This is a genomic window from Pseudomonas poae RE*1-1-14 (assembly GCF_000336465.1).
GTDB classification, from domain to species: Bacteria; Pseudomonadota; Gammaproteobacteria; order Pseudomonadales; family Pseudomonadaceae; genus Aquipseudomonas; species Aquipseudomonas poae.
Map to the genome: position 1 here is coordinate 2429536 of NC_020209.1, position 13410 is coordinate 2442945.

Annotated in this window: 13 protein-coding genes; 3 read left to right on the forward strand and 10 right to left on the reverse strand. The window is 61.4% G+C overall.

Annotation, left to right across the window (positions count from 1 at the left end):
- Nucleotides 1–79: 79 nt before the first annotated feature.
- Nucleotides 80–802: a pirin family protein gene (locus H045_RS10390; RefSeq protein ID WP_015372328.1), complete on the forward strand. Its 723-nt coding sequence runs from the start codon at nt 80–82 to the stop codon at nt 800–802.
- A gap of 182 nt (nt 803–984) precedes the next feature.
- On the opposite strand, the gene H045_RS10395 is transcribed toward H045_RS10390, so the two are convergent.
- Both H045_RS10395 and H045_RS10400 read right to left on the reverse strand, forming a co-directional pair.
- The gene (locus H045_RS10395; protein ID WP_015372329.1) at nt 985–2160 is read right to left on the reverse strand and encodes a sugar transporter; all 1176 of its coding nucleotides are present in this window, start codon (nt 2158–2160) and stop codon (nt 985–987) included.
- A gap of 135 nt (nt 2161–2295) precedes the next feature.
- Nucleotides 2296–3294, reverse strand: a complete 999-nt coding sequence (locus tag H045_RS10400; protein ID WP_003237570.1) for a bile acid:sodium symporter family protein — start codon at nt 3292–3294, stop codon at nt 2296–2298.
- Nucleotides 3295–3379: 85 nt separating this feature from the next.
- Here H045_RS10400 and H045_RS10405 point away from each other — a divergent pair, with 85 nt between their 5' ends.
- On the forward strand, nt 3380–4168 hold the full coding sequence (locus H045_RS10405) for an AraC family transcriptional regulator (RefSeq protein WP_003237568.1): 789 nt from the start codon (nt 3380–3382) through the stop codon (nt 4166–4168).
- A 229-nt stretch (nt 4169–4397) separates the two neighbouring features.
- Here H045_RS10405 and H045_RS25080 read toward each other — a convergent pair whose 3' ends face one another.
- Both H045_RS25080 and H045_RS10410 read right to left on the reverse strand, forming a co-directional pair.
- The gene (locus H045_RS25080) at nt 4398–4541 is read right to left on the reverse strand and encodes a hypothetical protein (protein ID WP_157225360.1); all 144 of its coding nucleotides are present in this window, start codon (nt 4539–4541) and stop codon (nt 4398–4400) included.
- A gap of 459 nt (nt 4542–5000) precedes the next feature.
- Entirely contained in the window at nt 5001–6002 is a 1002-nt protein-coding gene (locus tag H045_RS10410; RefSeq protein ID WP_003232374.1) for an ABC transporter substrate-binding protein, read from the reverse strand.
- A 166-nt stretch (nt 6003–6168) separates the two neighbouring features.
- Between H045_RS10410 and H045_RS10415 the strand changes: the two genes are divergently transcribed.
- Entirely contained in the window at nt 6169–6597 is a 429-nt protein-coding gene (locus tag H045_RS10415; protein ID WP_015372331.1) for a hypothetical protein, read from the forward strand.
- A 53-nt stretch (nt 6598–6650) separates the two neighbouring features.
- Here H045_RS10415 and H045_RS10420 read toward each other — a convergent pair whose 3' ends face one another.
- From H045_RS10420 to H045_RS10445, 6 genes are all read right to left on the reverse strand, one after another.
- Nucleotides 6651–7898, reverse strand: a complete 1248-nt coding sequence (locus H045_RS10420) for a zinc-dependent alcohol dehydrogenase (protein WP_015372332.1) — start codon at nt 7896–7898, stop codon at nt 6651–6653.
- A gap of 59 nt (nt 7899–7957) precedes the next feature.
- Nucleotides 7958–8902 (reverse strand): methyltransferase, encoded by a 945-nt coding sequence (locus H045_RS10425; RefSeq protein WP_003232369.1) that lies wholly within the window; start codon nt 8900–8902, stop codon nt 7958–7960.
- 12 nt (nt 8903–8914) lie between these two features.
- On the reverse strand, nt 8915–10294 hold the full coding sequence (locus H045_RS10430; protein ID WP_015372333.1) for an iron-containing redox enzyme family protein: 1380 nt from the start codon (nt 10292–10294) through the stop codon (nt 8915–8917).
- Nucleotides 10295–10548: 254 nt separating this feature from the next.
- Entirely contained in the window at nt 10549–12291 is a 1743-nt protein-coding gene (locus H045_RS10435; RefSeq protein WP_003232365.1) for an ABC transporter substrate-binding protein, read from the reverse strand.
- Between the two features lie 32 nt (nt 12292–12323).
- Entirely contained in the window at nt 12324–12596 is a 273-nt protein-coding gene (locus tag H045_RS10440) for a DUF2160 domain-containing protein (protein ID WP_003232363.1), read from the reverse strand.
- Between the two features lie 11 nt (nt 12597–12607).
- The gene (locus H045_RS10445) at nt 12608–13408 is read right to left on the reverse strand and encodes a carbohydrate ABC transporter permease (protein WP_003232361.1); all 801 of its coding nucleotides are present in this window, start codon (nt 13406–13408) and stop codon (nt 12608–12610) included.
- Between the last annotated feature and the right edge of the window lie 2 nt (nt 13409–13410).

The following is a 13410-nucleotide window of genomic DNA, read 5'->3' on the forward strand; positions in this document are numbered from 1 at the left end:
ATATCTGCGTAACCATTAACCTTCTTCTCAACGCCAGCGCCCTGCATGTCGCAGCCCGCGCTCATTTGAGGACACCACCATGCTGACCCTTCGCAACGCTTGCGAACGCGGCGCCGCCAATCACGGTTGGTTGAAGTCGTTCCACACCTTCTCCTTCGCCAGCTACTGGAACCCCGCCGAACAGGGTTTTTCCGACCTGCTGGTGATCAACGATGACCGCGTCGCCGCCGGCAAGGGCTTTGGCCAGCACCCGCACCGCGACATGGAGATTTTCTCCTACGTGCTTGAAGGTGCCCTGGAACACAAGGACACCCTGGGCACCGGCTCGGTGATCCGCCCCGGCGATGTGCAACTGATGAGCGCCGGCAGCGGCGTGGCCCACAGCGAGTTCAACCACAGCCAGCGCCTGGGCGTGCACTTCCTGCAAATCTGGATCGTGCCGAACGTGTCCGGCGCCGAACCGCGCTACCAGCAGGAACACTTCAGCGAGGCGCAAAAACGCGGACGGTTGCAACTGATCATCTCGCCGGACGGCGCTGACGGCTCGCTGCAGGTACGCCAGGACGCGCGAGTGTATGCGGGGCTGTTCAACGGTGACGAAAGCGCGACCCTGGACGTGGCGAGCGAGCGTCACCTGTATATCCATGTGGCGCGCGGCAGTGTCGAGGTCAACGGCCAACGCTTGCACGAAGGCGACGGTGCCCGGGTGCGTGACGAGCGGCAGATCCAACTGCGCCAGGGCAAGGACGCCGAGGTGCTGGTGTTCGATCTGAGACCCCATGAACTGCCGCAGATGCCATGATCATCCCTGGCACCAGGCGCCCCTCTGTGGCGAGCAGGCTTGTCCTGCGTTGGGCTGCGCAGCAGCCCCAAAACCAGGCGCTGAGCCGTATCAGGTACACCTCGTTTTTGCTGGATTGGGGGCGCTTCGCACCCCAACGCGGGGCAAGCCCGCTCGCCACAAGGGTGGCGGTCGCCGGAGGGTTAGATACCCTGCCCGAACCGCCGAATGGCCAGGCAATACCCTGCCAACGCCAAGGCCGCCAGCAACCCGCCCGCCGCGCCGATCCAGGCGAAACCGAAGTGGCTGCCGACCCAGCTGCCCATCAGGGCACCGCCGCCGATACCGATGTTGTAGATGCCGGAAAACATCGCCATGGCCACGTCGGTGGCGTCCGGTGCGAGCACCAGCACTTTGGACTGCATGGCCAGACCAAAGCCCATGATCGCCATGCCCCAGAAAATGCTCAGCACCACCAGGTAGGACTCGGCGCCGCTCAGCGGCAGCATCAGGGCCAGGCACGCGGCGAGGATGAACACCGCGCCGACCACGAACAGATGGGGATTGAAACGGTGCACCAGGCTGAACAGCAGCGAGCCGATGATGCCCGCGCCGCCGAACACCAACAGGATCAACGTGACCGCGCTGCCGCTCATGCCAGCCACGCCTTCGACGAAAGGTTCGATGTAGCTGTAGGCGGTGAATTGCGCCGTCACCGTCAGCGCGGTGAGTACGTAGAGCGCCACCAGCGCCGGACGCTTGAACAGCAGTGGCAGGCTGCGCAGTGAACCGGAGTTCTGGCTCGGCAGCAGCGGCAAGGTGCGCGCCAGCCAGAACACCAGCGCGGCGGCAAACGCGCCGATCACCAGAAAGGTGGTGCGCCAGCCCATGGCTTCGCCGAGCAGGCGGCCCAGAGGAATGCCCAATACCATCGCCAGTGAAGTACCGGTGGCCAGCAGGCCCAGGGCCTGCACCTGCTTGCCTTGCGGCGCCAGGCGCACCGCCAGCGAGGCGGTGATCGACCAGAACAGGGCATGGGACAACGCAATGCCGACACGACTGACCATCAACAGGCCGAAGCTGGTGGCGACGCTGGAAAGGACATGGCTGGCGATGAACATGGCGAACAACACGATCAGCAATTTGCGCCGCTCGATGTTGCGCGTCAGCAGCATCACCGGCAACGAGGTCAGCGAAACGATCCAGGCATAGATGGTGAGCATCAGGCCGACGTTGGCAATCGGCATGTCGAAGCTGGCACCGATGGCGCTGAGCAGGCCGACCGGCACGAATTCGGTGGTATTGAACACAAAAGCGGCCAGCGCGAGGGCGATGACCGGCTGCCAGTTGGGCTGGGGTGTAGCGGCTGAAAGGCTCATGGAACGGCGAGGTACTCTGAAGAGGGTCAAAACGGCCACGCAGAACCTGCGTGACCGCCGAACATTCTATAGGTTTCTCGCCAGCGCTGTGGGCGCGGAGCTTGTCCGGTTGTCGGGCCAGGGCTCACACCTGGATCAGGGATCGACCTGCGCCATCAGCTCCGGAATACGCTCCGGCCGATTCGCATAACGCTGCGCCAACGCCGCGCACACCATCAACTGGATCTGATGAAACAGCATCAGCGGCAGGATCAGCACCCCCATGCTTGCCCCGGCGAACAGCACCTGCGCCATCGGCACGCCGGTGGCGAGGCTCTTCTTCGAACCGCAGAACAAAATGGTGATGCGGTCTTCCTGAGTGAAGCCGAACACCTTGCTCAGCAGCGTCGATGCCACCAGCACCAACGCCAGCAGTACGCAGCAGGCCAGCACCAGCCCGCCCAGCTCCCACAGCGGAATTTGATACCAGATCCCTTCGTTGACCGCTTCGCTGAACGCGCCGTAGACCACCAGCAGGATCGAACCCTGGTCGACGAACTTGAGCCAGGATTTATTGCGCCCGACCCAGTCGCCGATCCAGCGGCGGGCAATCTGCCCGGCAATAAATGGCAGCAACAGCTGCACGCTGATTTTCAGGATCGCATCCACCGTGGAGCCGCCCTCACCGTGCACGTTGAGCAGCAGCGTCACCAGCAGCGGCGTGAGGAAAATACCGAACAGGCTGGAAGCCGCCGCACTGCAGATCGCCGCCGGGATGTTGCCGCGCGCCAGGGAGGTGAAAGCAATCGCCGACTGCACCGTGGCCGGCAGCGCACACAGGTACAGCATGCCCATGTACAGGTCTTTACCGATCAGCGGCGACAGCACTGGCTTGAGCGCCAGGCCCAGCAGGGGAAACAGCACGAAGGTCAGGCTGAACACCAACAGGTGCAGACGCCAGTGACCGGCACCGGCGACGATGGCAGTGCGCGACAGCTTGGCGCCGTGCAGGAAAAACAGCAGCGCAATCGCCAGGTTGGTCACCCAGCCAAAGGCCACCGCCGCCTGGCCGTTGACCGGCAACAGGGAGGCAAGGATCACCGTGGCGATCAGGGTCAGGGTGAAATTGTCGGGGAGAAAACGTGGACGGGTCATAAGCAAATCTTCCAGGGGTTGCCAAGCGCACCTTGGCGACTCTAACGTAACCACCTGTTACCGACTAACGCCAATGAGCCAGTAAATGCCGCCTAAAGGACATGAAAAGACCGTTCAGCGCAGTGTGCCCGGGCTTTCCAGCCTGCCGCGTCCGGTGTACGGACGCACCGAATCCCTGCCCAACCGCGCCCTGACACGCCGGCACAGCCACCCGTGGGTGCAACTGTCCTACGCGATTTCCGGCGTGTTGGAAATTCAGACCAGCGCCGGACGCTTCGTCGCCCCGCCGCAGCGCGCGGTGTGGATCCCGGCAGGCATGCCGCACCGGGTCTACAGCGCGCCGCACACCGAGATGCGCAGCCTGTACCTGGATTGCAGCGTGACCACCTGGGCAATCGAGCGCTGCCATGTGCTGGAGGTGAGCCACTTGTTGCGTGAGTTGATTCGCAGCTTCAGCGCGTTGCCGGCAGCCTACGCCGAGGACGGGCCGCAAGGGCGTCTGGCACAGGTGCTGCTGGATCAGTTGGCGGCAGCGCCGCAGGTAGACTTGATGCTGCCCCTGCCCCACGACCCGCGCTTGCGCCAGATCTACCGCAGCCTGAGCCTACGTCCTGAACAGCAGACGACCCTGGGTGAGTGGAGCCGCAAGCTGGCAGTGAGTGAGAAGACGCTCAGTCGGTTGTTTTTGGGGGATACCGGGCTGACCTTTCGTGCCTGGCGTCAGCGCTTGCGGCTGCTCAGCGCGCTGCCTGCGCTGGAGCAAGGTGAGCGGGTGACGGATGTAGCGTTGGGGTGCGGGTATGAATCGACTTCGGCGTTTATTAATGCGTTTCGGCAGCAGTTTGGGGGGACGCCTGGGGAGTTTTTTCGCTAGCCGACTGGTACATATCCGTTATTTGGGTAACGGCGGCTATTGGTTCCGCCCTTACGGCGGGTCACTTTGGAAAAGAGCCCCAAAGTAACCAAAGGGCTCTTGCCCCACCACTCGGCACCTCGCTAATGCTCGGTGTGCCCGCACTCCGGCTTGAATCCGTGGGCCGCCGCAATGGGCCATCCATGGCCCAGTGCGGCTAACCCGGCGTCCTGCCGGGTTAACCACGGATTCAAGCCTGCGTGCGGCCAGCGTGGTTGAGGGGGCGCTTGAGATCAAGATCAAGATCAAAAGCCAAAGCAAAGCAAAGCAAAGCAAAGCAAAGCAAAGCAAAGCAAAGCAAAGCAAAGCAAAGCAAAAGCAGTGTGATATCCATCAGACAAATGGAGATCCAAGTGTGGGAGGGGGCTTGCTCCCGATGGCAGTGGGTCAGCTACACATAAGCTGACTGACACTCAGCCATCGGGAGCAAGCCCCCTCCCACATTTTGAACAGCGCCAGGTAGAAAAACTCCGGTCGGCTCTAAGGCCGCCGCGCTTTTGCTTTTGATCTGAGGCGCCCCGTCAAACACGCTGGCCGAACGCAGGCTTTGGAGCGTGGGTAACCCGGCAGGACGCCGGGTTAGCCGCGCTGGGCCAAGGATGGCCCATCGCGGCGGCCCACGCTCCAAAGCCGGAGTGAGGGCATGCCGAGCCTGGGCGAGGCACCGAGTGTTGGGGCAAGAGCCCTTTTGGTTACTTTTGGGGCTCTTTTCCAAAAGTGACCCGCCGTAAGGGCGGAACCCATATCAGCCGTCACCTAAATAACGGATATGCCCCCCCAAACCCCAGGATTTTCAACCCCCCTCCCCCCCATAAGCCTCTTCAAAAAAATAATCCTTCCAACTCCCCGCCTTGTTCTTCAACACCCCCAACGCCTGCAATTTCTCGGCATAGATATAGGTCCGCTGCGGCACGATAGTGAAATCAATCTCCGGGTCCTGCACGATTTTCTCAACCAGCTCCAGCGGCAACTTCGACTGCTCTATCCGGATGTAAGCCTTGGCCGCCGCCGGCTTGTCAGCCTTGATAATCTGCTCGGCTTCAGCCAAGGCAGCGTAAAAAGCCTTGTAGGTCCTGGGATTTTCGTCGTGAAACTTCTGCGTCGTATAAAGCACATTGAACGTAGCCGGCCCGCCCAGAATGTCGTACGAACTGAGCACCTTGTGCACCTTGGGATTCAACAATTCCTGATACTGAAACGGCGGGCTGGAGAAGTGCGCATTGATCTCCGACCCGCCGGCAATCAGCGCCGCCGTGGCGTCAGGGTGGGCCAGGCTGATGGAGATATCATCGAACTTCTTGTAGTTGGCATCGCCAAACTGTCTGGCCGTTTCGATTTGCAGGGTGCGCGACTGGAAACCCACGCCGGCGGCAGGCACGGCGATGCGGTCTTTTTCGGTGAAGTCCTTGAGGGCCTTCACGTCAGGGTTGTTGGTGAGCAGGTAGTTGGGCATCGAGCCCAGGGAGGCGATGGCCTTGACGTTCTGTTTGCCCTTGGTACGGTCCCACAGGGTGAGCATCGGCGGTACCCCGGCAGAGACCACGTCCAGTGCGCCGGCGAGCAGCGACTCGTTCATGGCGGTGGCGCCGGAAATGCTGTTCCATTCCACCTGGATATCCAGGCCCTGTTCCTTGCCGTGTTTTTCGATCAGGTGCTGGTCGCGCACTACGTCGAGGATCAGGTAGCCAATGCCGAACTGCTGGGCGATGCTGATTTTGCCTTCGGCTTGGGCACCAACGCTGAGCAAGGCGCTCGCGACGGCCAGCAGGGTCAGGGAAGCACGTTTGAACGTCATGAAAGGTCTGCCGCGTTGTCGTAAAGGTGACTGAGCGTAGCGACGATTTTTAAGACTGGAAAAGAATATCGGGATCTATTGTTATGCAAATAATTCTCAAGCCAACGCTCGGCTGTTATTGTGCCGCGATTTAGAATACTGCCGCCGACCTGCGAGGAAATCGACGTTGAACACTGACGAAAAAATGACCGGAGACCTGTTCGAGGTGGATAAGCGCCTGTCACTCAAGAACGTGGTGGACTTCAACGCCTACCTGCAGAGCGCGTTCGGCGATGGCGCGTGCACGTGCGTACGCTGCGTTGCCGGTGGCGGTGACGAGAGCGGCTATGCGTTCCAGCACACCTTCACCTTTGACGCGAAACCCACCCACCGCCGCTTCGCCTCGACGGCGGGCAGTGATGTGCTGATGGCGTTGAAGAAGGCGTGGCTGTCGTATACCAAGGCCGAATTGCCGCTCAGTGGCGCGCTGGATCTGAACACGGTGAGAGCGTTTGTCGAGCCGCAGCTGCACAAGCGTGTGGCACCGCTGTTCCTGGCCAGCGGGCTGGTCAAGGATGTGGAAGGCGAACTGCACCTTCAGCCACAAGCGGCCTGAAGCCAAAACACATGAACATGTGAGAGGGGCTTGCCCCTCTCACACATTGAGCCTCAAAAGCCCTGCACGCCCTGCACACGAAACTCCGGCGTCAGCTCTTCTTCCAGCGGCTCCACCAGCGGCCGATCATCGATCCCTGGCATCAGGATCACCTTGCGGCACTCCTCTTCGCCCTTGTCAAACAGCTCGTACCCGCGCGCAGCCTGCTCCAGCGACAGTCGATGGGTCACGATCGCTTCGGGATTGAGGTGCCCCAGCTCAATATGCTCAAGCAGCTCAGGCAAAAAGCGCTGCACATGGGTCTGGCCCATCTTGAACGTGAGGCCTTTGTCGAACGCATCGCCAAACATGAAGCCATGGATAAACCCGGCATACACCCCCGCCACGCTGACCACCCCACCACGGCGCACGGCCGCAATGCATTGGCGCAACGCCTTGCCGCTACTGCCTTCGATCTTGAGCGTGGTGAGGATCGTTTCGGTGGTGCTGCCCTTGGCCTCGAAACCCACCGCATCCACCACGCCATCGACGCCGCGCATGCCGGCGGTCTGACGGATGATGGTGTCGGCGGGGTCGTCGTCTTCCTCGAAATTGATCGGGATCACGCCGTACATTTTCTGCGCATAGGCCAGCCGATACGGGTGGTCATCGACCATGAAGATCTGCTCGGCGCCCAGCATCTGCGCGCAGGCCGCACTGAGCAGGCCCACCGGGCCGGCGCCGTAGATTGCCACGCTTGAGCCTTTGCCGATGCCCGCATTGGTCACGGCCTGCCAGGCGGTGGGCAGGATGTCCGAGAGGAACAGCACCTTTTCATCGGCCAGAGTGCCGGGCACCTTGAACGGTCCGGTGTTGGCCTTGGGCACCCGCACCAGTTCGGCCTGGCCACCCGGCACACCGCCATACAGGCGGCTGTAGCCGAACAGCGCGGCACCCGGTGGGATCGCCTTTTTATTGAGGATCGCACCTCGGCCGTCGTTGGTGGTTTCGCAGGCGGCAAATTGCTGCAGTTGGCAGAAGAAGCAATCACCACAGGCAATCACAAACGGGATCACCACCCGGTCGCCGCGCTGCACTGCCGTGACCGCTGGGCCGGTTTCTTCGACGATGCCCATGAATTCATGGCCGAAAATATCGCCGTGTTCCACCGTGGGGATCTTGCCCCGATACAGGTGCAGGTCGGAACCGCAGATGGCAGTGGCCGTGACGCGCAGGATGATGTCGTCGGGTTGTTCAATGATGGGATCGGGGACGGTGTCCACCTGCACCTTATGGGCGCCTTGATAGGTCATGGCTCGCATCGGTTGCTCTCCTTTGAGTTGACTGCCTCTGAATTGACTGCATCTGAATTAACAGCCCGTCACCGCAAGCGGGTCACGGTGAGGGCGACCACGGCGATCCGCTCCACGCGCTCATAGCCGGGTTTATCGAGTTCTTCGCCGAACACATCGGGGTCCAGTTCGCGATAGGTCCAGCCGAACGCATCGCTGCCCAGCAAAGGCCGCGCGGCCTCCAGAAACGGGTCGGTACCGGCCACCATCGCCACGCCGGTGTAGAGCACCAGGCTGCCGCCCAGGGACAGGCGTTGCAGTGCCTGGTCGAGGATGCGCAGCGACAACTGCTCGCCCAACGCGCCGCCGCCATGGCGATAGGCGCGCTGGCCGTCGTCGTTCATGTAGGGCGGGTTGGCGACGATCAGGTCGAACGTGCCCTCGACGCTTGCCAGGATGTCGCTCTGGTACACGCTGACATTGTTCAGTCCGGCCAGCTCGGCATTCACCGCCGTCATGCGCAGGGCCTGGGGATTGATGTCCACTGCCAGCACCTCGGCGTCATGCCGTGCCTGGGCGACCACCAATGCACCGACACCGGCGCCACAGCCAATGTCCACCGCTCGCCGCAACGGCTCGAAGCGCTGCTGCAGATGGGCGTCGATGACGTGGGCGAACCGGTAGCTGTCGGGGCCGAAAAACACCGCGTCGGCTTGGCTGGTGGGATACGGCGAATGGGCAAACAGCAGCTCACCCAGGCTCGACCAGCGCACCGTGCTGCGCCACAGGGCGTCCTGTTTTTCGATCACGCCGGCCTGGCACAGCTCGTCGCGAAAGGCGTCGGGCATCAGATCGCTGTCGAACGGCATCGACCAGCCGAACACATCGCGCAGGTTCATCGCCAGCGGCGTGGCCAGGCGTTTGAAGACACGTTCGTGGGTCAAAGGCGTCGGCGTAATAAAGCGATAGCCGCTTTCCTTCAGGCCCCGGCCCAGGTTGAGCAATGCGCGATCGGCGAGTTGTTGTGCAGACATAAGCAGGCTTCCTCAGCGCAGACGCGCACGTAACTGGATAAAACGGCGAGTGGCATACAGGCCCACGGGCAGGCAGTGGCGGCGCGCGGACATCCATGGGATCAGGGTGTTGATCTGCTGCTCGTCGGGCAGTTGCCACAGCGATTCCACCAGGGCCTGGGTGTCCGGGTCTGCCGGGCGGTGCTGCTCGCGGGAGAGGCGGCTGCCGCGTCCCGGCCGTACTGGCGGCACCCGCTGCGGGCTGACCCAACTGCCGGCAATCCAATCGTGCAGCACTTGTTTTTCATAGCCGCTGAAAGCGCCGAACATCGCTGCGCCAGCGCCTTCGATCAGTTGCCAGAAGCGGCTTTCGGCCGGGTCGTGGTCGCGCTCGATCCAGCCTTTGTCCTGCAATGCGGTGAGGAAATCGCCGATCTGCCCCGGCTTGGCCAGCCATTGGTTGACGGTCTTGCCTTCGAAACGGCAATAGTCCGAATGCATGTGCTGACCGAAGCTGCGCTTGCGCTCCAACATGGCCACCACCTCATCCTGCAGGTTGAAGCCCTCGATGACGGCGGTGGTGCCCGCGCCGAGGTCGTTGAGGCGATAGCCCTGGGCCACACGTCGGTAGAATTCGTCTCTGCCCTCGCCCAGCGGCAACAGGCTCAACACCGACTGCGCCGCCTTGCAGGCATGGCCGCTGCCGGCGTTGTCGATGGTGACATGCAGGGTGAAGTAATACGGGTCGATGCCCAGTTCGCTTAGTTCGTAGGACGTGATCAGCAGGTGCAGGGGCAACTGCTCATAGCCGAGGTTATAGCCGATGATTTCCGGCAGGAACTGCTCGGCACATAGCCCCAAGGCCAGTTGCAGGGCACCTTGCAAGTAATGCTCATCCTCGACCCCAGCCTCGCTGTCGGCATCGTGATCGCTGAGCAATTTACGGTAGATCACCACATGGTTCTGCGCGGCTTCGCCGTCGCCCAATTCTTCCAGGTAGGTGGTAAGCAGGCCGTCGAAGCGCTGATCCTGCCAGTAACGCAACAAGCCGTAGAGCCAGGCGCCGTCGACGTATTTGGTCGGCGCCACGCGCTGCAGCACGTAGAGCGCATGGGCCTTGTTCTGGAAGTAACGGCGTGGCCGGCCCTGCTGGCGCTGTTCAAGGTACTCGGCGTATTGCTCAGCCACGGCGGTGCAGCGTTGCTCCACCCAGGCGGGCAGTTGCTCAGGGGTATCAGGCAACTCGCTGGCGGCGTGTTGCACTTGCGCCAGCTGGCTTTGCAGAAACTCGTTCGCCAGCTCGCGAGCATTGGAGGCTTCGTTGTAGAGCTGTTGGTACACCCGCTGATAGTGGCCGTGGCTTGAGTGATGAACAGAGGCCGGCTGGCCCGACAGCGCCGTTAACAGGGTCATGATGGCAGTTCCCGCAAAGTCCGATGCAATCTGGCCTTCAACCATGAAGACCCCAAACGGGCGCGCGTTAGCAGGCGCCTCTAAAGTGCAGAGCGTCGGGCAGTGCGGAAAATTCAATCGGGGTTGGGACAGTGGGGATCAGTGGTCTATGAGCGCAATAGCAAGGGGCACCCAGATACCTGTGGCGAGCAGGCTTGCCCTGCTCGCCACAACAGACCTGCTTTACAACAGGCCTGCTTGCCGGTTCGGCCTCGTTATTTGCGCGCCGCCTCCCACTGCTTGAGCAGGTCGTTGTAGTTCACGGTTTCGCCTTTGGGTTTCTCGTTGGCCAGTTTCGGCTTGGGAGCGCCCGGTTGATCGAACCAGTATTGCGCGTCGCGCTCGGGGTTCATTTTCGGACCGCACACCGGTTGCACCTTGGAGCGCTCCAGGCGCGTCATGATCGCATCCTGTTCCTTGGCCAGGTTGTCCAGCGCCTGTTGCGGGGTTTTCTCGCCGCTGGCCGCTGCGGCGATGTTGCTCCACCACAATTGCGCCAACCGTGGATAGTCGGGCACGTTGGTGCCGGTCGGCGACCACTCGGTGCGCGCCGGGCTGCGGTAGAACTCCACCAGGCCACCGAGCTTGGGCGCCATGTCGGTCATGGCCTGGGAGTTGATGTCGGACTCACGAATCGGCGTCAGGCCGACGATGGTCTTTTTCAGCGATACGGTTTTCGATGTCACGAACTGCGCGTACAGCCAGGCCGCGAGTTTCTGTTTCTCCGGGGTGGATTTGAGGAAGGTCCAGGAGCCCACGTCCTGGTAGCCCTTCTTCATGCCCTTTTCCCAGTACGGTCCGACCGGCGACGGCGCCATGCGCCATTTCGGCGTGCCGTCGGCATTCACCACCGGCAGGCCCGGCTTGACCATGTCGGCGGTAAACGCGGTGTACCAGAAGATCTGCTGGGCGATGTTGCCCTGGGACGGCACCGGGCCGGATTCGGAGAAGGTCATGCCCGCCGCTTCCGGTGGCGCGTAGGCTTTCATCCAGTCCACGTATTTCTGGGTAGCGAACACAGCGGCCGGGCCGTTGGTGTCGCCGCCACGGGTGACGCTGGAGCCCACCGGGTGGCAGTCCTCCACGCGGATGCCCCACTCGTCCACCGGCAAACCGTTGGGCAGGCCCTTGTCGCCGCCGCCGGCCATGGAGAACCAGGCATCGGTGAAGCGCCAGCCCAGGGACGGGTCTTTCTTGCCGTAATCCATGTGCCCGTAGATGCGCTTGCCGTCGATTTCCTTGACGTCTTCGCTGAAGAACTTGGCGATGTCTTCATAGGCTGACCAGTTCACCGGCACGCCGAGATCGTAGCCGTACTTTTCCTTGAATTTGGCTTTCAGCTCAGGCCGCTCGAACCAGTCGGCGCGGAACCAGTAGAGGTTGGCGAACTGCTGGTCGGGCAGCTGATACAGCTTGCCGTCCGGTGCGGTGGTGAATGACAGGCCGATGAAGTCCTTGAGGTCCAGGGTCGGCGAGGTGAAGTCCTTGCCTTCATTGGCCATCAGGTCGGTGATCGATTCGGTCTTGCCATAGCGAAAGTGCGTACCGATCAAATCGGAATCGTTGACCCAGCCGTCATAGATATTCTTGTCAGACTGCATCTGGGTCTGCAGTTTCTCCACCACGTCGCCTTCCTGCAGCAGGTCATGGGTCAGCTTGATGCCGGTGATTTCGCTGAAGGCCTTGGCCAGTACCTTGGACTCATACTCGTGGGTGGTGAGGGTTTCCGACACCACGTTGATCTTCATCCCACGGAACGGTTCGGCGGCCTTGATAAACCACTTCAATTCCTCCAACTGCTGTTCGGCCGTGAGGGTGGACGGTTTGAACTCGCTGCCGATCCATTTTTTCGCGGCATCTTCGTACGCATCGGCCCAGGCCGACGCGCTCAAACCGCTGAGGGCCAGTACGGCAGCCAATGAAATGCTATGTCGCAGCTTATTGTTGTTATTCAACATAGAGACCTCCTGGTTGTTTATTCACAAGGGCACTAGCCCCAACGCATCACACTCAACAGCCATACCAGGGAGAGCGCGGACGCCACCCAGATGCTCCAGTCGGTAACGCCGATCACCAGCAAATGCAGGTAGGCGCTGCCGAGAAGACCGATAAACAAACGATCACCACGGGTGGTGCTGATCGGCAGAAACCCGCGCCGGGGTATGCTCGGCGAGCGCAGTTCCCAGGTGGTCATGCCCGCCAGAATCAGCGCGATGCCGCCAAAGAACAGCGCCGTGGGGGTGGTCCAGGCCATCCATTCCATCATCGATTCCTCTAGACCCGGCCCAGGGCAAAGCCCTTGGCCACGTGGTTGCGAACAAACCAGATCACCAGCATGCCCGGCAGGATGGTCAACACCCCAGCCGCTGCCAGCACACCCCAGTCAATGCCCGATGCCGACACCGTGCGCGTCATCACTGCCGCAATGGGCTTGGCATTGACCGACGTGAGCGTGCGCGCCAGCAGCAATTCGACCCAGGAAAACATGAAGCAGAAAAACGCCGTGACGCCGATACCGGAGCCGATCAGCGGGATAAAAATCTTCACGAAGAACTTGGGAAAACTATAGCCGTCGATGTAGGCGGTTTCGTCGATTTCCTTGGGTACCCCGGACATGAAGCCCTCCAGGATCCATACCGCCAGCGGCACGTTGAACAGGCAGTGCGCCAGCGCCACCGCAATATGCGTATCGAACAGACCGATGGACGAATACAGCTGGAAAAACGGCAGCAAAAACACCGCCGGGGGTGCCATGCGGTTGGTCAGCAGCCAGAAGAACAGGTGCTTGTCGCCAAGGAAGCGGTAGCGCGAAAACGCGTACGCGGCGGGCAGCGCCACGCTCAGGGAGATCACCGTGTTCAGGCTTACGTAGTACAGCGAGTTGAGATAACCGGTGTACCAGCTCGGGTCGGTGAAGATCACCTTGTAGTTGGCCAGGGTGAAATCCTGCGGAAACAACGTCAGCCCGCCGAGGATTTCGGTGTTGCTCTTGAAGGACATGTTCAACAGCCAGTAGATCGGCACCAGCAGGAACAGGATGTAGATCAGCAACGGGATTAGCTTGCGTTTGCTCATGT